The sequence below is a fragment of the Halopseudomonas sp. genome, assembly GCF_041579695.1.
Classification (GTDB): Bacteria; Pseudomonadota; Gammaproteobacteria; order Pseudomonadales; family Pseudomonadaceae; genus Halopseudomonas.
In genome coordinates this window covers 1-23964 of the sequence record NZ_JBFGFI010000005.1, presented here as the reverse complement: position 1 = coordinate 23964, position 23964 = coordinate 1, and the positions used below count along the sequence as shown (strand labels likewise).

Genomic DNA, 23964 nt, shown 5'->3' with positions numbered 1-23964 from the left:
GCAGGTAACCTCCGGTTGCAGTTAAGGGTTGCCACTTCAGGCTCCAGGCCAGATTCTGGACATCCTGGGTAAGCTCGATTCAATGATTACTCTCCATCCACCGAACAGCCATCCGGAAACCCAATGTCCGCCACGCCAACCCATGCCCTGCTGGGCATTCTTGACCAGTTTCAGCCCAAACGCCTGCTCTGCATCAGCAGCGATTCGATTCCGGCAGTAGCGGCATACAGAAAGGAACACCCGGAGTGTGAACTGATCGAGACCAGCCAGGCACCGCTGCCGGATGATCTGGCGAATCAGCGCTACGACCTGGCCATAGTAGCCGATCAACTGGAACGACTGGACAAGCGTCAAGGGGTCGAGCTGCTGGCGGGCCTGCGCAATCTCTCGGTCAGCCGCATGGCGGTGCTGGTAGAGCTTGCTGAGGCGCCCGAATGGCAGGCCAGTGACTTCTATGGCCTGGCGATGCAGCGCGATGCCCGATTCGAGAAGGACCAGCGCTGCCTGACCCTGTTTACCTACGATCTGAAGGAATACAAGACGGTCCCTGACTGGCTGAATGCCAAGTACTGGGCTAATCCGGAGAACTTCGACCGATACTGGTGGTAACCATGCAGCCTATAGGTCCAATGGCGCTCTGCCCCTGTGGCAGTCACCAGCCTTATGCCAATTGCTGCGGGCCGTTTCACCACGGGTTGCCGGCAGCAAGCGCAGAATTACTCATGCGCTCGCGCTATTGCGCCTATTGCCTGGGACTGATCGACTATCTGATCGCGACGACTCTTCCCGCCCAACAGGCGCAGCTTGATATAACAGCGATGACGCAATGGAGCCAGGAAAGCGAGTGGCTTGGCCTGGAAATCGAAAGGACCGCCGAGATCGGCGCCGATCGTGCGCAGGTCACTTTTACCGCGCACTGGGCAGACCCGGACGGCAGTCGACGCCAGCACCGCGAATGTTCGGACTTCGTCAGAAAAGATCGGCGCTGGTATTTCATCGACCCGAACCATCAGCCCGCGATCGGCCGCAATACGCCCTGCCCTTGCGGCTCGGGGTTAAAGTTCAAACGCTGCTGCGCGGTCTGAGCAACGCAATCTTCCAGGCGGTCGGCTGCCTGAACAGCTCAGCTCAATCTTGCAGTTTCAGATGGTCCGTATTAGGCACCCTGGCGTCGCTGGAGCGCTTGAGCTCGTCCAGGTCGGCACCAGGCGGTGCCAGGCTCAATGCCGACAGGTCGATTGGCAGCGGCGTAAAGGCATCGTATTCGTCCTGTATATCGCTACCCACCGGGGCGATATCGAAGTCGGGTGCCTCGACATCCTTGAAGGCGGCCATATAGGCATCACGCGGCTCGACCGAGGCGCCTCCGGACCGGGGCGCCGCTGGCGTGACGGATGCAGCAGTCGCCGGTTGCGCTGGCGTCTCGACCGGTGCCGAGTCGGAAGCCGGCCCTGCGTCCATCGGATCGATACTGCAGAGCGCACCGGCCCGCTCAATGGCCTGCCGATATTTCTCCGCGGCGGTCTCGTCCAGGCCCTGCTTGATCACCACCCGACGCCCGGAAAAAAGCACATCGAGCTGTTGTCCGCCGACCTGGAACAGCTGGCCGATACGCGCCCTGGCCTGCTCCTGCGTCACGCCAGCGCGGACCTTTCCCTGAAAAGCGATTTCGAAAAGAGGCATCGTGTCTCTCCCTTGCAATGATTAGTCCTGCACCCTGTACGCCATTTGATTAGTATGGACAGACGCAGGCGCTCCAGCAACTTGTATCAGGCAGCCTGCCCCACTCCAGGAGGGAACCCATGCGCAGAATCGTTTCGACTATCGTTCTGGTGGCTGGCCTGTCGCTGTTGACCGGATGCGCCATGTTCGGACACTCCTACACCAAGCCCGACATCGCCCTGGCCAATGTCGAGATGCTCAAGGCCAATCTGTGGGAGCAGTCCTTCCGGCTGCGCCTGCGGGTGGACAATCCCAACGACCGCAGCCTGCCCATCCGCGGCATGCGATACGAGATCTATCTCAACGATGCTCGCCTGGCAACCGGCCTCAGCGACAGCAGGTTCAATGTTCCGGCCTACGGCTCGGAATATTTTGAATTGAATGTGCGCTCCAACCTCTGGCGTCACGTTGGCGACATCGTCAGACTGATTGAAAATCAACAAGCCGTGGATTACCGGATAGAAGGCCATATCCGTACCGGTCTGTTCTTCTCGCCCACGCTCAAGCTCCGCGAAGAGGGCACGCTGGATCCCGCCGACCTGAGTTTCTGAATAATGACGATATTGAACTGGCTGACCCTCGCAGGGCTGGCAATCATTCTTGCACTGGCACTCTATGCAGCCTTTCTCTGGCTACAGGTGCGTCGCAGGACGCAAACCGAGCAGTCGCTGCGTCGCGAACGCGAGCAGCGGCTGGCCGCGGATATAGAGTTCCTGGCGCAGAGCCTGGCAAGCGGCCAGCTCCCGCCGATTGAAGGGGCCATCCGCATCAAGGTATTGCTGGACAACTACACGGGGCCCCGCCGCGAGGCTCTCGATCTCACCGTGTTCGAGACGGTTTACGATGCCACTGCTCATATACCCACCCATCAGGCTTGGAAAGACCTGCCGCGGGCACAGCGCAAGGAGCATGAAGAGTTAATGGCGACGATCGAGCAAAGCCACAAGTCGCGCCTGGAAAATGTCGCAACGGAATTGAGCAGAGGTCTGGCCAGCGTCCGCTGAGTCGATCGACCGCGCACGCTGCCAGAATGCCGGGCGCCTGGCCCGGCAGTGCCTGTATCAGACTACGGAATTACCACCATCTACCGCGATGGCCTGACCGGTTACATGGCGAGAAGCCTCGGATGCCAGGAATACTGCTGGCCCCTTGATGTCTTCTTCACCGCCAATACGACCCAGCGGAGTGCCTTGCTTGATCAGGTCCGTCACCTTCTCCAGCCCCTTGGCCATCTTGGTCGGGAAGTAACCCGGGCAGATGGCATTGACGTTGATGTTGTAGGCGCCCCATTCGCCCGCTAACGCACGGGTCAGATTGATCGCTGCGGCCTTGCTGGTGTTGTAGGCGACAGTATGAATGCCGGAGTTGGCGCGGTTACCCTTGAAGCCGGCTATCGATGCAATATTGATAATCTTGCCCGAGCGGCGCGGAATCATGAATCGGCGACCCACTTCCTGCGCCATAAGGAAACAGACGTCGACATTCAGGGTCATTACCTTCTGCCAGCCTTCGTAGCTATGCTCTTCGGCGGGCTGGCCCCAGCTGGTGCCGGCATTGTTGATCAAGATATCAACCGTACCGAACTTGGCTTCGACCGCATCGACCAGGGTCTGAACCGGCTGAGTATCCAGCTTGCCCAGATCGCAGGCGATACCGCCGGCTTCCACGCCCTGGGCATTTAATTGGGCAACGACTTCATCGACTTCGGCGCCATTACGCGCGCTGATGAACACTTTCGCGCCCTGCTCGCCCAGCGCTTCGGCCATCTGCAGGCCAAGCCCTTTGGTTCCGCCAGTGATCAGGGCAACCTTGCCGGTCAGATCGAACAGTTGCTTGACGCTCATGGAATATCCTCTTTGCTGTGACTATGGTACGAGTGTGGCTACATCATAGCTGGTCCGGGCGAACCCACCGACCATCAGTGATGTGGGTGATATACCACCCGCCTCGGGTGTTATCATGCCAACTCCCTCTTCCCGGTGATTTTCATGGCTCAACACGACTTCAGGCACAGCCTTTTCAGTCCGGCACACACGCTGATCGAGTGCCGTACCCTGGCCGCGGGTCTCTACCAGGTTACCGGCCAGGGCGGCGGCGTGCAGCCGGGCGACACCCTGATATGCACGGTGAAAGGCAGCCGCGAGCTGCCGATGTCCCTGCTGGTCGACAAGGTACGCTATCTGATCAATCCGCCGGGCCAGTGGACCGCAACCGCGAAAGGTCCTGATCTGCGCGGGCATGCCGTGCTTGGCTGGTCAATCCGCTGCGACAACTGCGCCAGGGAGCAGGCCTTCGAGTTTCTGGCGCTCGACGCCGACGATCTGCCAGCGCGCACGGCAAAAGCGGTTCTGCGCATCGCGGAATTGGGCTGGATACCCAAGGGTGAGAACCACCTGTGCCCAGCATGCGCCAAACAGCAGGACTGAAGCGATTCAGAACAGATCGAGCTGCTCGCCGAGCAGGCTGTGTGCATGATCCAGTCGCACACCCACGCCAATCAGGCGGACTGCGCGGCCGCCCCGGGCAAAGGCCTGGATGCATAACTCGCGATAGCCTTCGGGCGTCACCGGTGCGCCCGCCTGCTCCAGGGTGGTCTGGGTGAAGTCGTGGAACTTGAGCTTGATGAATGGCTTGCTGACGCGATATTCACCCTCCAGCCGCCCCAGGCGCTGGGCCAGCTTTTCGAGCAGTGGCGCGAGCGCATTCAGACAGGCTTGCAGGTCGGGGAGATCCTGGTCGTAGGTATTCTCTACACTGACCGACTGACGCTTGCTTTCCACCGTCAACGGCCGATCGTCGATCCCTCTGGCCAGTTGCCATAATCGCTCACCAAAACTGCCGAACTCCTTCGCCAGATCCTGTTTGCGCCAGGGCAGGAGCTCCGCACAAACATCAATCCCAAGACTCTTCAGGCGCGCGGCGGTCACCCGGCCGACCCCATGCAGGCGCTCGACCGGCAGCTTCTTGACAAACGCCTCCACCTCATCAGGCAGTATCACCATCAGGCCGTCGGGCTTGTTCCAGTCACTGGCAATCTTGGCCAGGAACTTGTTCGGCGCCACTCCGGCCGAAACTGTTATTCCCTGGTCCGCCTCCACCAGACGCCTTATCTCCCGCGCCATCAGGGTCGCACTGCCGCGGCAGGCTTCACTGGCAGTCACATCAAGATAGGCTTCGTCCAGGGAAAGCGGCTGAATCAGCTGGGTAAACTGAGCAAAAATGGCAAGAATTGCCTGGGATGCTTCCCGGTAGGCTGCCATCCGCGGTGGCACGATCAGCAGATCCGGACAAAGCTTGCGCGCATAGGCGGAGGCCATGGCCGAACGAACACCGAAGGCGCGCGCCTCGTAGTTGCAGGTCGCGATCACGCCCCGCTTGCCCGGGTCACCGCCCACGGCCAGCGGACGGCCACGCAAACGCGGATCGTCACGCATTTCAATTGCAGCGTAGAAACAGTCGCAGTCGACATGGATGATCTTGCGCACGGCAGGCTGACTCTGGTGGCACAGGGAAGTCGTTTGAAGACCTATTGTACCCGATCAGACCTGCCTGAATGGCTTGCCGCTGGTCATCCAGAGCGGCAGAGACATCAGCTAACTGGCCACCACCTGATTCCTTCCTGCCTCTTTGCCTCGATATAGCGCCTTGTCGGCCCGGCGAATCACATCCTCAATGGTCACGTCTTCAGCGTTGACCTCTGTGACGGCGAAAGTAGCTGTTATGCGAATTTCCTTGTCATCGGCCTCAACCGGACTGGCCTGGAGCTTCTCGCGCAGGCGATCAATCACCACCATCGCATTGTCCAGATCGGTATCGGGAAGCAGCAGGATGAACTCCTCTCCACCGAACCGCCCGACGATGTCGGTATGTCTCAGCGTTTCAACAAACAGGTCGGAAATGTGTTTGAGCACTTGATCGCCGACATCGTGGCCGTGGTCGTCGTTGATTTTCTTGAAATGATCCAGGTCTGTGACGCACAGCGAGAGCTTGCCGGCATGCCGGCGCACCCGCTCCTGTTCTCGGCGAAACAGGGTCTCGTATTGCCTGCGATTGAGCAGCCCGGTCAAGGGATCGGTGGTGGCCTGCAGCTTGAGCTCGACTTCCAGCTCCTCCCGCCGTTTTATCTCGGCCTGCAGCGATTGATTGACCTGCACCGTCTCCATGAACAGGGCATATTGCTGGCGACTGCTCAGGTTCAGACGCCTAGAGGCAAAGTAGCCGACAATGGCTGGAAAACTGAGCAGAAAGAATATGCCGACCAGCAACCGCGGTTCCGTGCCACCCAAAGACAGGCAATACAACGTGCCGAGGATACCGAAGAGTGCTGTGACATTGGAATTGACAAGCCGGTTGGGGATAAAGATATACAAGCTGATCAGTATTATGACGGTTACGCCGATATTCCAGATGACGATATCCGGCCGAACAAAATAGATAATGAAAAACAGCAGAAACCCGATCGCCTCAAGAATGGAAACAGCCCCACCGTCCTTGGCCAGCTCGGGCCGATGCCGGACGATCACGGACAAGCCGAGCAGCAGAAGCGCGGAAAAGAGCCTCATCGCGAGCAAGTGGTAAAAGCCTTCGCTCAGACCCAAGCCGATGTAGTCCAGCCAGCCAAAAGAGACCAGCAGAAAGGCCCAGACGCGCAGCGCGACGATAAGATGCCTGGCAGTCCCTTCCTTGACGTGCTCTCGATAGGCGCCCTCGACATCCTGATGCAGGAACTCGCCGCGCCAGGCAGACAACGCATAACGGTCTTTTTCTTTAGCCACTGTGGACCCCGACGCCACGAGGACGCAATTTGTTATTTTAATATCTACGACCTTCAGCATACGCCAGTGCCCACACTTTAGCCAAGAAGCTATAGTGGCGTTGTGACATACATCAAACAAACCGCTGGCTCGGGACATCTTGGACATACAGCGTTCGGATAATGTTTTCACACCACTCGCCCGGCTAAAAAATCTTTTCTGTTCAATTGCTTGACAGCTCAGCGCTAATGAGTAGAATGGCGCCCTCAGACGCGGGGTGGAGCAGTCTGGTAGCTCGTCGGGCTCATAACCCGAAGGTCGTAGGTTCAAATCCTGCCCCCGCAACCACATTGAAAACCGTCGAATGGAAAATCTCCTTCGGCGGTTTTTTTTGCCCGGATTTCAGGAATTCAGAGCATTGCGGTCGGAGCCGGCAGCCTTATACTGTCAGTGCAATCCAACGAGGCTATCCAGACCGCCATATGCACCTCTTGCGCCTGCTTGTGATATTTCTTCTGCTTGCCTCCTGCAGCGCAATGGGCAGCCACGGCAATAACAGCGCTAATGCCCCTGTTTTTCTGATCGCCGAGGTCTGGCCCTGGGGTTATCTCGATGAAAACAACCAGCCCGCAGGACTGATAACCGAATTTGCGTCCCGTCTCAGCTCGCGTGCAGGAATCGAAATGCACTATCGCGTGCTACCGCACCAGCGGGTTCTGGCAAACTTCCGTGGCCACGACGGCGATTACACGATGTTGTTCCAGAATCCCGTCGTCGACAGCTTTGCCGAGAGGGTCGGCCTGGCTCAGATTAGCGATATCCTGCTGATTACTCCCCGCGACTCCCGGCAGAAGCTGACATTGGCAGGCCTCTCCGGAAAGAGACTGGGCTATATCGGTGGCACCTATTACGGGGAAGCCTTCAGCGCGGATCGGGGTATCATCAAGTTGCCCCTGTCGAGTCTTGATCAGGCGATACGCATGCTGGAGCTGGGTCGCCTGGATGCGCTGATTACCAGCGATATATTGCTGCATCACACCCTCAGGCAGATGCAGCTGGACCCCCAGGCCTTCCGCAGCCGTGTACTGACCCGCGGTCACGTGGCCTACCTGTATGCGTCCAGGGATAACACCACAGCAATTCATTTGCCTGCCATTCAGGCTGCTCTGGAGGAGATGCGCGACAGCGGTGAGCTGGACTCCATATTTCGAAACGCGCTGCAGCTACCACCGCTGGTGACCGACTGACTCCAGTCCTGTCCGCGTCCATTATCCCGCTGTATCAACGGTGCCAGGCCTACTACCATGGAAGAACGACGTAACTTCAAACACAATGGAGCAGCCAGCATGCATATTGGTTTTATCGGTCTCGGCAACATGGGCGGGCCCATGGCGCGAAATCTGCTTGCAGCAGGCCATCGTCTGAGTGTTCATGATCTCTCCCTTGAGGCAATTGAAGGACTGGTAGAGGCCGGCGCCGGGGCAGTCGGTTCTGTTGCTGAACTCGGAGCCAGCGATGCCGAACTGATCATCACGATGTTGCCGGCGGCATCCCACGTCAGACAGGTCTATCTCGGTGAAAACGGATTGCTGGCTGCCGTTGCACCAGGCGTTCGCCTTATCGACAGCTCGACCATTGATCCCATGACTGCGCGCGAAGTAGCTGCTGCGGCAATCCAGCAAGGCAACCCGATGCTCGATGCGCCCGTATCAGGTGGCACCGGCGGCGCCGAGGCCGGAACCCTGACCTTCATGGTCGGAGGGGCGGCTGCCGACCATGACGCGGCGCTGCCGGTGCTGCGAACCATGGGCAAGAACATCGTGCATTGCGGCCCTGCCGGCAACGGGCAAGTCGCCAAGGTGGCCAACAACATGCTGCTGGCCATATCCATGATTGGCGTGTCTGAAGCCATGAGCCTGGGCGTCTCGCTGGGGATGGACCCGAAAACACTGGCCGGCATCATCAACACCTCAAGCGGACGCTGCTGGAGTTCGGACACCTATAACCCCTACCCCGGTGTAATCGAGGCTGCACCCGCAACCAGGGGCTACAGTGGTGGCTTTGGCGCCGACCTGATGCTCAAGGACCTGGGGCTGGCCACTGAAGCGGCAAAACAGCAAAAACAGCCGGTGATGCTTGGGGCCCTCGCTCAACAGCTGTATCAGACATTCAGTAACCAGGGCCACGGCACCCTGGATTTTTCCGCAATAATCAAAATGTATTCAGGAGAGGAGCAATGACAGAGCCGCAAGCGGTCGTAGTGGCCGAGACGCGCAATCATATAGGTCACCTGACCCTGAACCGTCCGGAAGGGCTGAATGCGCTGACTTTGGAGATGGTGAGACTGCTGCACAAACAGCTCAAGGCCTGGGCCAGCGACGAGTCGATACGGGCCGTGATATTACGCGGTGCGGGTGAACGCGCCTTCTGCGCCGGCGGCGATATCCGTGGCCTCTACGATCTGCACAAGGCAGGCGAACACGGTATCGAGGAGTTCTTCCGTCATGAGTATCTGCTGGATCAGTACATTCATGACTACGCCAAACCCATCATTGTGCTGATGGATGGCTTTGTGCTTGGAGGAGGCATGGGCCTGGCCCAGGGCTGCGGGCTCAGGCTGGTCAGCGAGCGCGCCCGGCTGGGCATGCCGGAGACCGGCATCGGCTATTTCCCGGACGTGGGCGGCAGCTACTTTCTCCCGCGCCTGCCCGGCGAATTGGGCATTTACCTGGGCCTGACCGGCAATCATGTCGCCTCCGCCGCCGACGCGTTGTATGCGGGACTGGCCGATGCGCACCTGCCCAGCGAACGCATGGCGAAGCTGGACCAGCATTTCGACAATCTGGACTGGTCCCTCAAGACATCGGAGCAACTGGTGCGCGACATAGCCGTGACCGAACTGCCTGGCAGCGAACTGGCAAGGCTGCAGCCGGCGATCGATCACCACTTTGCCGAACGCGACATCCCGGCGATCCGCCAGTCTCTGCTGGAAGAACATCGCAGCGAATTCAAGGAGTGGGCGCAGGCCACGGTGAAGACTCTGGATCAGCGCTCGCCCCTGGCCCTGGCCGTGACGCTGGAGTTACTGCGCCGCGGCCGCAAACTCGACCTCCCGGAATGCTTCGCCATGGAGCTGCATCTTGATCGCCAGTGGTTCGAGCATGGCGACATAGTCGAAGGTGTCCGCGCCCTGCTGGTCGACAAGGACAAGAATCCACAGTGGAATCCACCCAGCATTGCGCAATTGGACCCGCACAGGGTCGCTACTTTTTTCAAGGGGCTGTGAATGAACGACCTGGAGCTCACTGAAGACCAGCGAATGGTGCGTGACATGGCGCGCGAGTTTGCCCGTGCCGAGCTTGCCCCCAGAGCGGCGCAGTTTGATCGCGATGGCTGGATTGATGATGCGGTAGTACGGCAAATGGGCGAATTGGGCCTGCTGGGCATGGTCGTGCCTGAAGACCAGGGCGGCAGCTTCACCGACTATAGCGCCTACGCCCTGGCAGTAGAGGAAATCTCCGCTGGTTGCGGGGCCACGGGCGCGCTGATGAGTGTGCACAACTCGGTGGGCTGCGGACCCGTACTCAATTATGGCTCGACAGAGCAGCAGGACACCTGGTTACAGAAGCTGGCCACCGGTCAGACGATTGGCTGCTTTTGCCTTACCGAGCCCCATGCGGGATCAGAGGCGCATAACCTACGCACCCGAGCCGTGCTGGAAAATGGGGAATGGGTGATCAATGGCGCCAAGCAGTTCGTCACCAACGGCAAACGCGCCGGCATGGCGGTGGTATTTGCGGTCACCGATCCGGACCTGGGCAAGAGGGGCCTCTCGGCCTTTCTGGTGCCCACCGATAACCCGGGATTTCGCGTCGAACGCATGGAGCACAAGCTGGGTATTCGCGGCTCGGATACCTGTGCGATCACCCTGGACAATTGTCGGATTCCTGAAAGCGGTTTACTGGGAACCCGCGGCAAGGGATTGTCGATTGCCCTGTCCAACCTGGAGGGCGGGCGTATCGGCATCGCCGCCCAGGCATTAGGCATAGCCCGTGCGGCGTTCGAGGCTGCGCTGGTCTATGCCCGGGAGCGCACGCAGTTCGGCCAGGCGCTGACCGAGCATCAGAGCATTGCCAATATGCTGGCCGACATGCATATGAAACTCAATGCCACACGGCTGCTGATATTGCATGCCGCGCGTCTACGCACCGCGGGGCAACCCTGCCTGTCGGAAGCATCGCAGGCCAAGCTGTTCGCCAGCGAAATGGCCGAGGACGTGTGCTCGAAAGCCATTCAGATCCATGGGGGCTATGGGTATCTGGAGGATTACCCGGTTGAACGGTTATATCGTGATGCGCGGATTACCCAGATCTACGAGGGCACCAGCGAGATCCAGCGTTTGCTGATCTCCCGGGAACTGAGGCATTACAGCCTGTGAACCTGCGATGCGCGCAGCGGCTAGTGAAAATCGCGGCTGCGCACATCCAGACCGGATAACAGAGCAGTGAGATCCTGAAGTCGACCGGCAATAACATGCCTGACCCCCTTTTCGGACTCGAACCGGCCGTCTACCCGCAACAAGCGCGATCCAACAAGCTCCTTGCGCTGCCTCTCGCCCAGATCCTGCCAGACGATCACATTGATCATACCGAACTCGTCCTCGAGGGTGACGAAGGTAACGCCGTTGGCCGTACCGGGTCGCTGGCGACCGGTGACCAGTCCTGCAACCGAAATGGGTCGACCGCTTTCGGCTGCCAGCAGGTCACGAGAGCTACGGCAACGGCGGCCCTTGAGTTCCTCGCGCAACAGTTTCAGCGGATGCGGACCCAGCGTGGTGCCGACTGCTGCATAATCGGCAAACAGGTTTTCGGCTACCGTCGGTGTCGGTAAGACCACTTCTTCTTCCTTGTCTGAAGGCTGGCCGGCGAACAGGGGCAACTGCGGCTCGACTCCGGCTACCGCCCAGCGAGCATTGTGCCGGTCACCGGCGAGCTCCAGCAGTGCGCCGGCATCGGCCAGCAATTCGCGGTCGCGATGATTCAAGCCAGCGCGCACGCTCAGATCACTCACATCACCGAAGAGTCTTTGCTGTCTGGCCAGGGCAATACGCTGGCCCACTTCTTCATGCAGGCCCCGGACCATGCGCAGGCCCAGGCGGATGGCGGGCTGATCTACCGTCTGGACTTGCTGCCCACTCGCAGAGGACTGTTTGCCGGGGACAGCTTCAAGTGTGCAGTCCCAGTCACTGCACTGTATATCGACCGGCAATATCTCGATCCGGTGCCTGCGGGCATCCTGCAGTATCTGGTCGGGACTATAAAATCCCATTGGCCAACTGTTGATCAGGGCACAGGCAAAGGCTGCAGGTTCATTGCACTTAAGCCAACTGCTGGCATAGGTCAACAACGCAAAACTGGCTGCGTGGGATTCGGGAAAGCCATAGCTGCCAAACCCCTTGATCTGCTCGAATATCTGCGCGGCAAACTCCGCGGTATACCCGCGCTCCAGCATTCCCTTGGCCAACCGCTCCTGATGGGGCTCCAGACCGCCGCGACGCTTCCAGGCCGCCATGGACCGGCGCAACTGATCAGCCTCCCCCGCCGAATACCCTGCGGCGACGATGGCCATCTCCATTACCTGCTCCTGGAACAAGGGGACGCCCAGGGTGCGTTCAAATACTGCCTTCAACGCCTCGGAGGGATAGACCACAGGCTCTTCACCATTACGCCGACGCAGATAGGGATGCACCATGTCGCCCTGGATAGGACCCGGCCGCACAATCGCCACCTCGATCACCAGATCATAGAAAGTTCGGGGTTTGAGGCGTGGCAACATCGCCATTTGCGCGCGGGATTCAATCTGGAAGACTCCTACCGTGTCGGCACGCCCCAACATGTCGTAGGTAGCTGGATCCTCAGCCGGGATAGTGGCCAGGGTCAGATCCAGGTGGCGATAGTCGCGCAGCAGATCGAAGCTGCGACGCAGGGCGCTGAGCATGCCCAACGCCAGAATATCCACCTTGAGCAGACCGACCATATCCAGATCGTCCTTGTCCCATTGAATGATGGTGCGATCATCCATGGCGGCATTCTCAACCGGAACCAGGGTCTGCAGAGGATGCTCGGAGATCACGAACCCCCCTGGATGTTGCGACAGATGCCGGGGAAAACCGATCAGCTGTTCTGTCAGCGCCAGCACTCGGTGCAAGATGGCGTTGTCCGGATCGAAGCCCGCCTCGCGCAGCCGTTCGGGGCCAGGTATCTTGCTGCTCCAGCGGCCACAGCACTCGGCCAGGGCGCTCACCTGATCGGCAGGCAAGCCCAGCGCTCTGGCCACGTCCCGCACGGCGCCAGCGCCGCGATAGGAACTGGCTACCGCTGTCAGTGCCGCCCGGTTGCGCCCGTAACGCTGGAACACATACTGGATAACCTCCTCACGGCGATCGTGCTCGAAATCCACATCGATATCCGGCGGTTCATTACGTTCGCGTGACAGAAAGCGCTCGAACAGCATGTTCATTCGCGCCGGATCAATTTCGGTAACCCCCAGCGCAAAACACACAGCGGAGTTAGCTGCCGAGCCGCGACCCTGGCACAGAATATGGCGGCTACGGGCAAATCGGACGATGTCATGTACGGTCAGAAAGTAGCTTTCGTATTCCAGTTCGCTGATCAACTCCAGCTCATTATCTATCTGTTGCCGTACCTTGGGTGTGATGCCCCGAGGCCAGCGCCAGGCGATACCTTCCTCGGTCAACTGCCGCAGCCAGCCGCGCGCGCAATAGCCTTCAGGGACCAGTTCCCGTGGATACTGATAACGTAGTTGGCCAAGATCGAATTGACATCGCTCGGCGATGAGCAGGGTTTCTGCCAGAAGCTCGGGGGGATAGGTCTGCGCCAGCAACTGAGTGCTGCGAAGGTGCCGCTCGCCGTTGCTAAACAATCGCAGACCAGCTTCGGCAAGGGTGCAGTGATGACGAATCGACGTCATCGTATCCTGCAAGGCTCGGCGACCCCGGGCATGCATATGCACGTCGCCCGCCGCAACGGGACGTATCGCCAGGCGCTCGGCACAGCGCAGCAAGGCCTGCAAGCGAGCTGCGTCGTCTGCACCGCAATGCAATTCAACCGCCAGCCAGACGCGCTCACCAAAGTGCTGCTTGAGCCAGCGACCCTGGGCCTCATCAATCTGTTCGTCAGGCACCCAGAGCGCCAGCACCCCCTGGAGAGGTTCCTGGAAATCCTCAGCCAACAAACGATATTCGCCCTTCGCTGCCCGCCGTCGAGCCAGGGTAATCAGCCGGCAGAGCACCTGGTAACCGGCAAGGTTTTCAGCCAACAGTACGAGTTTGGGTCCGGATTCAATACGCATTTCACTGCCGACGATCAGGCGCATCTGATTTTCCTGTGCTGCCTGCCAGGCCCGCACAATACCGGCCATGGTGCATTCATCGGTGACTGCCAGGGCTGTGTAACCCTGTTGCGCGGCACGCTCGAACAACTCTGCTGCGCTTGAGGCGCCGCGCTGAAAGGAGAAATTGGACAGGCAATGCAGCTCGACGTACCGGGTCATGCAAACCAGCCATGCAACCAGAATGGCCCGGTCTGGCCAACAGGACGAAACACCCAGGCCAACTGACCCTGCCCGGTTTTGATCAGGTAATAATCACGGCGCACGTCTGCGCCATCCCACCAGCCGGACTCGATACGTTCCGGGCCCGCCAGTATCTGCGCTGCGGTATCGGTCAAAGCCACCGGCTCGGATAATAGCCAGCCGGGGCGCCGTGGTTGATCGACCAGCGGAACAGATTTGTCAGCCGTCTGATATCGCCAAGCCTTTTCGGGTCGGTGGTCAGGGTGGCTGCATATATCCAGAACAGCCTCATCACCCAGCCGGGCCCGCAGTCTTTCGCGCAGCTGCTCCCAGGGCAAGGTTTGCTGGGGTCGCTCTTCGAACAGCTGAGATGATTGCGGCACAAACCGCGGCAGATCCCGCGCCACCAGGCGCACCGCCTGCACTGGCGCGGGTATCTGCAGGGAGTCTAGTCGCCCGCGGGTCAATTCGAACAGCATGTCGGCAGCCCGCTCGGCAGCCAGCAGACCGACCGGCACCAGGGTATCTTGCTGACTGCGGTGCTCCAGATGCAGGATAAAACGTTGCACGCCGCTATCGCGGCCGGCAAGAAAGGCTGCAAGGTCCGAGACCAGTCGCTTGACCGGAAAAAACAGCGCCTGATTGGATTCCACGTCGAAATTGAGCTCAAGTCGAACATCGAAAAAGTCCGGTGGCACATAGCAGTCCAGCACCAGAGAACGCGTCCCGAGCAAGGTATCAAGATGCTGCAAAAGCCCTTCAGGGAAACGACGAGCCAGGGTGGCGCGTGGCAGGGCAAGCACCTGATGCACACGGCGCAAACCCATTCTCGATAGCGCCGAAGCCGATTCGGCGTCCCATCCGACCCTGTCGACTGACATCTGACCCAGCGCTTGGCGTAAATTTTCCGTATTCGCTACAGCAATACCATCATGACTGTTCGCCAACACCCGGGCGGCTGCAGGATTGGGGGCCAGGGCAATACGGTGACAAAACCCCATCGCCTCAAGCTCCCCCCGCAAGCGTTGTTCAAACTGCTGCCATGGACCAAACAGGCCCATGCTCGACTGTACCTCCAACAACAAAGCGCGTGGATAATGCATGCTGACATGGGAGCTGAAACGATAGGCCCAGGCGGCAAGCAGGGTATGCCAGCGTTCAATCTGCTGATGGTCGTACTCTGCCATGGCAAAGCCATCTGCCAGTGCTTTCGCTGCCGTCAGGGTCATACCGGGACGCAGGCCAAGCCCACGGGCAGCGGGGTTGAGCGTCTGTAAAACGCGCCGCTGCGCAGGGCCAGCGACCAGCGCCAGCGGAGCTTCCGGCTCGTCCCTGGCACGCATGACACCATCGAGCGCCAGTTGAGGAAAAAGAATGCAGGCCCAACGCATGTGCTCAACGCCCGCGCTGAAGTTGTATGACGGCCGGGGATGCTCGGCCACCTCGACATTTGTGAATTCGGACCTCTCCGGGCTCTCCATCAAGCACCAGACGCAATGCCGCAGGCGAAGGATTGGCGGCTTCAGTCAAAGCGCGGTAAGCAAAGGCCAGGGTTCCCCCGGTTTCAGCCGCCACCTGAAGGCGCCGTAATGCACGGTCATCGGCACGCTGCGGCCAGCACAATACCGCACCAAAACAGCTTGAACGCAGACACTGCTCGGCTGCCCACATTGCCTGATCAGCGCTGGCATTGATCATCACCAGTTGCTGTTGATCCACCCCCGCGGCATGCCAGGACGGCACGTAGGGAATGAAGGGTGGCGCTACCAGGGCAATACGCTCACCGGCGCTACTCAGCCGGGCCAGAGTGGGCCAGAGCAACTGCAATTCACCCATACCTTCACGGGCAAGCAAAATCTCGCTCAACGCCGCATCGGGCCAGCCTCCGGCTGGCAACACAGCGTCCAGGGATACATGACCGGTGGGCTGAATCCTGTCGGGCAAGCCAGTGGACTGCCCTCTCCAGACTTGACGTTGCTGTAAAAGGGTCTCAAGAGCGACGACTGCACCCATGATCTTCACTCCAATTGATACTGTATATATGTACAGCATATCATCGAGCAGAAGTCGGTCAACGGGATTTTTTAGCAGCCGGATGGGCGGACCCTTGGTGCGAAAAGAAGGGAGACAAAGTTTCAATGAGGGACGGTAAAAGGGGCTTTCAGTACGATAGGCAGGACTGGCGTGGAGATAGCGTCAGGGGAGTGAATGGCTCAGCCTTGCCAGCCATTCCAGATCTTCCGGCCGAGTGACCTTGATATTATCCGCCCGGCCTTCCACCAGCCGTGGCGCTTGACCTGCATATTCCATGGCCGATGCTTCGTCGGTTATCGCCGCTCCAGCGGCAAGTGCCTGTGTGAGCGCGTCATGCAGCGCACCGAGACGGAACATCTGGGGGGTATAGGCTTGCCAGAACAGCGAGCGGTCAGGGGTGGAAGTCACTCTACCCCTGGCATCAGCACATTTGAGTGTATCGCGCACAGGCACGGCCAGAAGGCCGCCGACGGGATCACCAACCAATGTACCCAGCAGGTTATGCAGATCCGCTTCTGCCAGATTAGGGCGTGCTGCGTCGTGCACCAATACCCAATCGTTTACGCAAGCCCCTTGACTCAGCAACTGCTGAAGACCAGCCAGTACCGAATCGGCACGTTCACGTCCGCCGGTGGCGCGCATGATGCGCGGGTCCCGGGCGCACGCCAACTGATCCCACCAGGGATCATCCGCTGCCAACGAAACGACAATGCCGTTAAGGCCAGGCTGACCAAGGAAGCAATCAAGGGTGTGTTCTATCAGTGCACGGTCGCCTAAGGGCAGATACTGCTTGGGCCGATCGGACTGCATACGCGAACCGATACCCGCTGCGGGAATGACCACCCAGTAAGCCACTGGCGAAGTCATCAGTCGGTGCTCAGTTGGAAAAGCGTCTCGCCCTCACGGATCATGCCCAGCTCGTGCCGGGCACGCTCTTCAACTGTTTCCAGCCCCTGTTTCAGCTCTCTGACTTCCGCTGTAAGGACGCGGTTCCGTTCGAGCAGCTGTTCATTGACCCGCGACTGCTCGGCAATTTCCTGCTTTAGCTGGGTCACTTGGGCGAGACTGCCCTCGCCTACCCAGAGGCGGTATTGAAGCCCGGCGAGCAACAGCAACGCGACGACCCATAGCCACTTCACAGGAGCTCATCCCCACAGTCAGCACTCAGCCGTGACAGCCCCGCCAGGGTTGTCTGCGGTTTAAAACTGGCGAGTTGCGCTGTGAGTGTGGCCATGGGCAGCATCACTCAGCTACGGAATTCGGCACGGCCGTTGTACCTGGCCTTGCCCTGCAACTGCTCTTCAATACGCAGCAGCTGGTTGTACTTGGCTACGCGGTCAGAACGGCACAGCGAGCCGGTCTTGATCTGCCCGGCCGAGGTGCCCACGGCCAGGTCGGCGATGGTGCTGTCTTCGGTCTCACCCGAGCGGTGCGAGATCACCGCGGTGAAGCCAGCTGCCTTGGCCATCTGGATGGCTTCCAGGGTTTCGGTCAGCGAGCCGATCTGGTTGAACTTGATCAGGATCGAATTACCGATGGACTCGTCAATACCGCGCTTGAGAATCTTGGTGTTGGTCACAAACAGATCATCACCGACCAATTGGACCTTGTCGCCGATCTTCTGGGTCAGAATCTTCCAGCCCGCCCAGTCGGACTCATCCATGCCATCTTCAATGGAGATGATCGGGAACCGCTCGGTCAGGCCGGCAAGGTAGTCGGCAAAACCCGCGGCATCGAATACCTGACCCTCTCCGGCCAGATCGTATTTGCCATCCTTGTAGAATTCGCTGGAGGCGCAATCAAGCGCCAGGGTCACATCATCACCCAGGGTGTATCCGGCATTGGCGACAGCTTCGGCAATCGCGGCCAGAGCGTCTTCGTTGGAGGCCAGGTTTGGCGCGAAGCCGCCTTCATCCCCTACCGACGTACTCAGGCCACGGGCCTTGAGCACGGCTTTGAGGTGGTGGAAAATCTCGGCACCCATGCGCAACGCCTCGGCGAAGCTCTTGGCGCCAACCGGCTGGACCATGAACTCCTGAATATCGACGTTATTGTCCGCATGCTCGCCACCGTTGATGATATTCATCATCGGTACTGGCATCGAGTACTCGCCCGGGGTGCCGTTCAGATCGGCGATATGTGCATACAGTGGAACACCCTTGGCCTTGGCAGCAGCCTTGGCGGCGGCCAGGGATACCGCAAGAATGGCGTTGGCGCCCAGAGTAGCCTTGTTCTCGGTCCCGTCGAGATCGATCATCGCCCGGTCCAGGCCGGCCTGATCGGTGGCATCCCGGCCTACCAGCAGCTCACGAATCGGACCATTGATATTGGCCACAGCCTTGAGCACGCCCTTGCCCATGTAGCGGCTCTTGTCGCCATCACGCAGTTCCAGTGCTTCACGTGAACCGGTGGAAGCGCCCGAAGGTGCGCAGGCACTGCCAAACGCGCCACCATCCAGGGTAACGTCGGCTTCGACAGTGGGATTGCCGCGCGAATCGAGAACTTCACGACCCTTGATATCAATGATCTTTGCCATGGTTGCTGCTTGCTCCATCTAACTGAAAGACTGATGTATGTATTCGGATCGAATGATCAGGCGGTTTCCAGCTCCGGGAAACCCTTGACCAGATTATCCAGCGCCTTGAGCTGGGTCAGGAACGGCTCCAGACGGTCCAGCCGTAATGCGCAGGGCCCATCGCACTTGGCGTTATCAGGATCAGGGTGCGCTTCAAGGAAAAGTCCGCCGAGACCCTGGCTCATGCCAGCCTTGGCCAGATCAGTGACCTGGGCCCGCCGACCGCCAGCTGAGTCGCTGCGGCCACCTGGCATCTGCAATGCGTGGGTCACATCGAAGAACACCGGATAACCAAACTGCTTCATCACGCCGAAGCCGAGCATATCGACCACCAGATTGTTGTAGCCGAAGCTGGAGCCGCGCTCGCAGAGAATCAACTGATCGTTGCCTGCTTCTTCGCACTTGGCCAGGATGTGCCGCATTTCCTGGGGCGCCAGAAACTGCGCCTTCTTGATATTGATCACCGCGCCGGTTTTGGCCATAGCCACCACCAGATCGGTCTGCCGAGAGAGAAAAGCCGGCAACTGGATAATGTCGCAGACCTCTGCCACCGGCGCAGCCTGATGGGGCTCGTGCACGTCGGTGATGACGGGCACCTTGAACGTCTGCTTGATCTCTTCAAAGATCTTCAGGCCCTCGTCCAGGCCGGGGCCACGGTAGGAGTTGATCGAGGAGCGATTGGCCTTGTCGAAACTGGCCTTGAACACATAGGGGATATCCAGCTTCTCGGTCACGCTGACATAGGCCTCGCAGATCTGCATGGCCATGTCGCGGGATTCGAGCACGTTCATCCCGCCGAACAGCACGAAGGGCTTGTCGTTGGCAATCTCGATAGCGCCGACCTGGATCGTCTTGTGTTGCATCTGCATTCCTCAGCTCTTGAGTTTGTGCTGGGCAAGTGCCGCCTGGATAAAGCCACTGAACAAAGGGTGGCCGTAACGCGGCGTCGAAGTGAACTCCGGATGGAACTGACACGCAACGAACCAGGGATGATCACCCACTTCGATGACCTCCACCAATGCACCATCGACGGAGCGACCGGTTACCTTCAAGCCGCCCGCTTCGAGGTCGGGCAACAGATTGTTGTTGACCTCATAGCGGTGACGGTGCCGCTCAACAATCACATCCTTGCCGTAGCAGGCATGGGCTGTGGAACCTGGCGTCAGGTTGCATTCCTGCCCGCCCAGACGCATGGTGCCGCCAAGGTCCGACTGCTCGGTGCGTAACTGACGATCACCGGCGGCGTTCTGCCATTCGGTGATCAGACCCACCACCGGGTGCGTACTGGTCTTGTCGAACTCGGTCGAGTTGGCATCAGCCCAGCCAAGGACGCTGCGGGCATACTCGATCACTGCTACCTGCATACCCAGGCAGATACCCAGGTACGGAATCTTGTTTTCACGTGCATGGCGCACCGCCGCGATCTTGCCCTCGACGCCGCGCAGACCGAAGCCACCCGGAACCAGAATGGCATCCACACCGTCCAGCAGGCCAACGCCCTTGAACTCGATTTCTTCGGAGTCGATGTAACGCATGGTGACCTTGGTCTGGCTCTGGATGCCGGCGTGGCTCAATGCCTCAATAAGAGACTTGTAGGCCTCCAGCAGTTCCATGTATTTGCCGACCATCGCAATGGTGACTTCCTTGTTGGGATACAGCTTGCCCGCTACCACACGGTCCCATTCGGACAGGTCAGCCGGCGCGCATTCGATGCCGAAGCGCTCGATGACGAAATCATCCAGGCCCTGTGCATGCAGTACGGCAGGTATACGGTAGATCGTATCGACGTCTTCCAGACCGATGACCGCGCGCTCCTCAACGTTGGTGAACAACGCAATCTTGCGGCGCGAGGACAGGTCGATAGGATGGTCGGAGCGGCAGATCAGCACATCCGGCTGCAGACCGATGGAGCGCAGCTCCTTGACCGAATGCTGGGTCGGCTTGGTCTTGGTCTCGCCGGCAGTGGCAATGTAGGGAACCAGGGTCAGGTGCATCAGCATCGCGCGCTTGGCGCCGACTTCGATCCGCAGCTGGCGGATTGCTTCCAGAAAAGGCTGGGACTCGATGTCACCCACGGTGCCGCCAATCTCTACCATCGCAACGTCGGCGTCGCCGGCGCCCTTGATGATGCGGCTCTTGATCTCGTCGGTAATGTGCGGGATCACCTGGATGGTAGCGCCCAGATAGTCACCCCGGCGTTCCTTGCGCAGCACTTCCTCGTAGACCCGGCCCGTGGTGAAATTATTTGCGCGGCCCATGGTGGCTGAAATGAAACGCTCGTAATGGCCCAGATCCAGATCGGTCTCGGCGCCATCATGGGTGACGAATACTTCCCCATGCTGGAACGGACTCATGGTGCCCGGATCCACGTTGATGTAAGGATCGAGCTTGAGCATGGTGACTTTCAGGCCCCGAGCCTCGAGGATGGCGGCCAGGGAAGCAGAGGCGATGCCTTTGCCCAAAGAAGAAACAACACCACCCGTGACGAAGATGTAGCGCGTCATGAAAAACCCGTTGATTGATCTGTTAAGCGGCCTTGCCGCAGGGAATCGAAGGGAGGCCGGGGGAAGCAATTGCTGTTTCCCAAAGTCTCGTCAAGATGGGAAGTCAGGATACCAGAGCCCCCCCGATTGCTCAATCCGCAAGATCGGAGAACAGAGCCGGGTAAGGGGCTTTGACTGGACCCCTCGAGCATTAACCGCGTTAATCACCGGACTGCGGATAGCCCTGAAGGGCCGGCCCTGCAACAGGAGACCAGTGAATCTGCCAGCCCGCGCCGGCATGGGCATCCAGATAAGTGGTCGCGTTCCAGCGGCCACCCACCGAAACCAGCTGGCCGGCATGGTAGAGCAACGGAATTTTCGGCCGCAACCACACCGGTATGGCGTTTTCCTGCAGCAGGCTCTTCAACGACCGGGTTCGCCGGTCGGGCAAGCTGATCTGCTCCCCTCCCCTTCGGTATTGCACGATCCATTCGGACAAGGCGCCTACCCCCACACGGGGCAGATGAAGCACCAGACTGCCGCTGGTTCCGACAAGGGGGATCTCGCCCTGCGTGCGGACTGACTGTCCTGTGCCGGGGGTCAGATCTGCCGCGCGCAAAAGCCAGAGCCGGCCCGACGAACGGTGCAGCTGCCCTCCATCCAGTTCGATAACAGGCTGGCTGTCACCGGCACTGCACAGCTGGTCTTCAAGTGCCTGCAGGCGACGCTGCGGCAAACGGCAATCGTGCGCGCGCAACCAGTATCGCAGCAGGTTGTTGCGCCGCGCCGAGGACAGCCCCAGCATGCCGGTAACCGCAAGGCTTGGCCAGGCCGAGAGCCAGGGATCCTCGGTGCCAGCGCTCAATAGCTGGAGATCCTCCGCGGCGCGCTCATCAAGCAGCTCGTTCGCTTGCCTGGCATGCCGACTCAGGGACAAGAGGCTGTCATCCACCGCGGGCCAGTCATTCCTGAGCCGTGGTAGCAGGTCATGGCGCAGAGCCGTGCGGGCAAAGCGGGCATCACAGTTAGCCGGATCTTCAATCCACTCGAGCCGGCGTGTGCGTGCCCGCTCCAGCAGCGCGCTACGCGGTTGCTCGAGCAAAGGTCTGAGAAGAAGCCCCTTTGACAGTCGCCGGCTGACCGGCATACCCGCCAGACCACGCAGCCCGGTACCGCGCAGGATGCGGAACAACAGGGTTTCGAGTTGATCATCGCGGTGATGGGCCAGCAACAGACAGTCATCCCGGCCCATGTGCCGGGCAAACGCAGCATAGCGTGCGTCACGTGCCTGCGCCTCGATACTGGCGCCAGGTTCCAGCTGCACACGCTCAATTACTAGCGGCACATTGCGCGCACGGGCCTCGCGCGCGCAATGCTCTGCCCAGCGGTCAGCATCCGGGTGCAAGCCATGATGAACGTGAATCGCGTACAGGGGGGGCAATGAATGCGTGCTTCGCAGTTCGACCAGGGCGTCGAGCAGAACAATCGAGTCCAGGCCGCCAGACAGCCCCAACCACCAAGTAGGGGCGTCCGCGCAGGACAGCAACTGCCTGAGCAGTTCCTGCGGGGTAAACATCTACTTCAGACCAAAGGCCATCAGGCGATCATAGCGCCGCTCAAGCAACTGATCGGCAGGCAATTTTTCAAGCGCATCCAGCTCGACCAGCAACTGCGCCTTTACCCGTGCAGCCATTTCTTCCGGCTTGCGATGCGCGCCACCCAGCGGCTCGGCTATCAGATTATCGACCAGCTTGAGTTCCTTCAGACGCTCCGCGGTGATGCCCATGGCTTCGGCTGCATCGGCTGCCTTCTCGGACTTTTTCCACAGGATCGAAGCGCAACCCTCGGGGGAGATAACCGCATAGGTTGAATACTGCAGCATCATCAAGCGATCGCAGACGCCGATGGCCAATGCGCCGCCTGAGCCACCCTCGCCAATCACGGTAGCAATGATAGGGGTCTTCAGACGCGCCATGATCTGCAGATTCCAGGCGATGGCTTCGCTCTGTCCGCGCTCCTCGGCATCGATTCCCGGATAGGCGCCAGGGGTGTCGATAAAGGTCAGCAGCGGGATCTTGAAGCGCTCGGCCATCTGCATCAGCCGGCAGGCCTTGCGATAGCCCTCGGGCTTGGGCATGCCGAAGTTGCGGCGTACCTTCTCCTTTACGTCGCGCCCCTTTTGGTGGCCGATCACCATCACCGGCCGGCCATCCAGGCGTGCTATGCCGCCGACAATAGCGGCATCGTCGGCAAAATGCCGGTCACCATGCAACTCTTCGAAATCGGTGAAAATATGACTGATATAGTCCAGGGTGTAGGGGCGCTGGGGATGACGCGCCATCTGGGCGATCTGCCAGCTGCTCAGGTTGCCGAAAATACTCTCGGTCAATGACCGGCTCTTGTCCTGCAGACGGGCGATCTCGTCTGTAATATTCAGGGAGTTGTCGCTGCCAACCAGCCGCAGCTCCTCGATCTTGGCCTGCAGATCGGCTATCGGCTGTTCGAACTCCAAGTATTTCTGGCTCTTGCTCATAAGCATCCATCATCCACGTGGGCCCCGCGACAGGGCGTACGATTTTTTTCATTACCTTAAGGGATTGGCGGCCCGACGTCGAGCCACGCCCCGTTCAGGCTTATTATCTGTAGTGCAGTGAGACGCTGCTTTTACCCAGCTGGTCACGCAATCCTTGCACCAGGTCATCAGCCGGCTCGACCCGCCAGGTCTCGCCCAGGCGCAGCTCGGCGGCTGCGTCGGGGCGTTGCAGGTCTACGGTGACCGCGCAATTTCCAGGGTATTTCTGTA

General features: G+C 59.6%; 24 protein-coding genes and 1 tRNA gene. 10 read left to right on the top strand and 15 right to left on the bottom strand.

All coding sequences use genetic code 11. From position 1 onward, the window contains the following. Positions 1–123: 123 nt before the first annotated feature. Together ABYA88_RS02420 and ABYA88_RS02415 are read left to right on the top strand one after the other, a co-directional pair. Positions 124–609, top strand: a complete 486-nt coding sequence (locus tag ABYA88_RS02420) for a DUF6231 family protein (protein WP_373185163.1) — start codon at positions 124–126, stop codon at positions 607–609. Positions 610–611: 2 nt separating this feature from the next. Beyond that, positions 612–1085 (top strand): YchJ family protein, encoded by a 474-nt coding sequence (locus ABYA88_RS02415; protein ID WP_373185161.1) that lies wholly within the window; start codon positions 612–614, stop codon positions 1083–1085. Positions 1086–1128: 43 nt separating this feature from the next. Here the strand turns inward: ABYA88_RS02415 and ABYA88_RS02410 are convergent, their stop codons facing one another. Beyond that, positions 1129–1683 carry a hypothetical protein gene (locus ABYA88_RS02410; protein WP_373185159.1) on the bottom strand — a complete coding sequence of 185 codons (555 nt, stop codon included), beginning with the start codon at positions 1681–1683 and terminating at the stop codon, positions 1129–1131. 119 nt (positions 1684–1802) lie between these two features. On the opposite strand from ABYA88_RS02410, the gene ABYA88_RS02405 reads away from it, so the two are divergent. Continuing rightward, positions 1803–2273, top strand: a complete 471-nt coding sequence (locus ABYA88_RS02405; protein WP_373185157.1) for an LEA type 2 family protein — start codon at positions 1803–1805, stop codon at positions 2271–2273. A 3-nt stretch (positions 2274–2276) separates the two neighbouring features. Further along, positions 2277–2726, top strand: coding sequence for a DUF2489 domain-containing protein (locus ABYA88_RS02400; RefSeq protein ID WP_373185155.1), 450 nt, complete (start codon positions 2277–2279; stop codon positions 2724–2726). Between the two features lie 57 nt (positions 2727–2783). Here ABYA88_RS02400 and ABYA88_RS02395 read toward each other — a convergent pair whose 3' ends face one another. Continuing rightward, positions 2784–3566, bottom strand: a complete 783-nt coding sequence (locus ABYA88_RS02395) for an SDR family oxidoreductase (protein ID WP_373185153.1) — start codon at positions 3564–3566, stop codon at positions 2784–2786. A 144-nt stretch (positions 3567–3710) separates the two neighbouring features. On the opposite strand from ABYA88_RS02395, the gene ABYA88_RS02390 reads away from it, so the two are divergent. After that, entirely contained in the window at positions 3711–4148 is a 438-nt protein-coding gene (locus ABYA88_RS02390; protein ID WP_373185151.1) for a hypothetical protein, read from the top strand. Between the two features lie 6 nt (positions 4149–4154). Here the strand turns inward: ABYA88_RS02390 and dinB are convergent, their stop codons facing one another. Both dinB and ABYA88_RS02380 read right to left on the bottom strand, forming a co-directional pair. Next, positions 4155–5207, bottom strand: coding sequence for a DNA polymerase IV (gene dinB / locus ABYA88_RS02385; protein WP_373185149.1), 1053 nt, complete (start codon positions 5205–5207; stop codon positions 4155–4157). 108 nt (positions 5208–5315) lie between these two features. Beyond that, the gene (locus ABYA88_RS02380) at positions 5316–6497 is read right to left on the bottom strand and encodes a GGDEF domain-containing protein (RefSeq protein ID WP_373185146.1); all 1182 of its coding nucleotides are present in this window, start codon (positions 6495–6497) and stop codon (positions 5316–5318) included. Between the two features lie 250 nt (positions 6498–6747). On the opposite strand from ABYA88_RS02380, the gene ABYA88_RS02375 reads away from it, so the two are divergent. The 5 genes from ABYA88_RS02375 to ABYA88_RS02355 all read left to right on the top strand — a co-directional run bounded on the left by ABYA88_RS02375 (position 6748) and on the right by ABYA88_RS02355 (position 10914). Further along, positions 6748–6824: transfer RNA gene (locus ABYA88_RS02375), tRNA-Met, on the top strand. A 134-nt stretch (positions 6825–6958) separates the two neighbouring features. Next, complete coding sequence (locus tag ABYA88_RS02370; protein WP_373185144.1) at positions 6959–7723, top strand: substrate-binding periplasmic protein; 765 nt, start codon at positions 6959–6961, stop codon at positions 7721–7723. Between the two features lie 99 nt (positions 7724–7822). Beyond that, entirely contained in the window at positions 7823–8716 is an 894-nt protein-coding gene (mmsB, locus tag ABYA88_RS02365; RefSeq protein ID WP_373185142.1) for a 3-hydroxyisobutyrate dehydrogenase, read from the top strand. Beyond that, entirely contained in the window at positions 8713–9762 is a 1050-nt protein-coding gene (locus ABYA88_RS02360; protein ID WP_373185140.1) for an enoyl-CoA hydratase/isomerase family protein, read from the top strand. Before mmsB ends, ABYA88_RS02360 begins: the two co-directional genes overlap by 4 nt. After that, a complete protein-coding gene (locus tag ABYA88_RS02355) occupies positions 9763–10914 on the top strand; it encodes an acyl-CoA dehydrogenase family protein (protein ID WP_373185138.1) in 1152 nt (383 codons plus the stop codon). A gap of 20 nt (positions 10915–10934) precedes the next feature. On the opposite strand, the gene ABYA88_RS02350 is transcribed toward ABYA88_RS02355, so the two are convergent. The 11 genes from ABYA88_RS02350 to ABYA88_RS02300 all read right to left on the bottom strand — a co-directional run. After that, positions 10935–14069, bottom strand: a complete 3135-nt coding sequence (locus ABYA88_RS02350; protein WP_373185272.1) for an error-prone DNA polymerase — start codon at positions 14067–14069, stop codon at positions 10935–10937. Further along, entirely contained in the window at positions 14045–15460 is a 1416-nt protein-coding gene (locus tag ABYA88_RS02345; RefSeq protein WP_373185136.1) for a DNA polymerase Y family protein, read from the bottom strand. Before ABYA88_RS02345 ends, ABYA88_RS02350 begins: the two co-directional genes overlap by 25 nt. 4 nt (positions 15461–15464) lie before the next feature. Next, positions 15465–16082 (bottom strand): translesion DNA synthesis-associated protein ImuA, encoded by a 618-nt coding sequence (gene imuA / locus ABYA88_RS02340; protein ID WP_373185134.1) that lies wholly within the window; start codon positions 16080–16082, stop codon positions 15465–15467. A 183-nt stretch (positions 16083–16265) separates the two neighbouring features. Then, positions 16266–16970 (bottom strand): 2-C-methyl-D-erythritol 4-phosphate cytidylyltransferase, encoded by a 705-nt coding sequence (gene ispD / locus ABYA88_RS02335; RefSeq protein WP_373185132.1) that lies wholly within the window; start codon positions 16968–16970, stop codon positions 16266–16268. Then, entirely contained in the window at positions 16970–17242 is a 273-nt protein-coding gene (gene ftsB / locus ABYA88_RS02330; RefSeq protein ID WP_373185130.1) for a cell division protein FtsB, read from the bottom strand. Before ftsB ends, ispD begins: the two co-directional genes overlap by 1 nt. A gap of 107 nt (positions 17243–17349) precedes the next feature. Further along, entirely contained in the window at positions 17350–18639 is a 1290-nt protein-coding gene (gene eno / locus ABYA88_RS02325) for a phosphopyruvate hydratase (protein ID WP_373185128.1), read from the bottom strand. A gap of 56 nt (positions 18640–18695) precedes the next feature. Further along, on the bottom strand, positions 18696–19541 hold the full coding sequence (gene kdsA, locus ABYA88_RS02320; RefSeq protein ID WP_373185270.1) for a 3-deoxy-8-phosphooctulonate synthase: 846 nt from the start codon (positions 19539–19541) through the stop codon (positions 18696–18698). Positions 19542–19550: 9 nt separating this feature from the next. After that, positions 19551–21182, bottom strand: coding sequence for a CTP synthase (locus tag ABYA88_RS02315; RefSeq protein ID WP_373185126.1), 1632 nt, complete (start codon positions 21180–21182; stop codon positions 19551–19553). Positions 21183–21381: 199 nt separating this feature from the next. After that, positions 21382–22737, bottom strand: a complete 1356-nt coding sequence (tilS, locus tag ABYA88_RS02310; protein ID WP_373185124.1) for a tRNA lysidine(34) synthetase TilS — start codon at positions 22735–22737, stop codon at positions 21382–21384. Further along, positions 22738–23694 carry an acetyl-CoA carboxylase carboxyl transferase subunit alpha gene (accA, locus tag ABYA88_RS02305; protein WP_373185122.1) on the bottom strand — a complete coding sequence of 319 codons (957 nt, stop codon included), beginning with the start codon at positions 23692–23694 and terminating at the stop codon, positions 22738–22740. A gap of 103 nt (positions 23695–23797) precedes the next feature. Beyond that, positions 23798–23964, bottom strand: a 167-nt coding sequence (locus ABYA88_RS02300) for a hypothetical protein (protein ID WP_373185268.1), incomplete at its 5' end; no start/stop codon positions are given.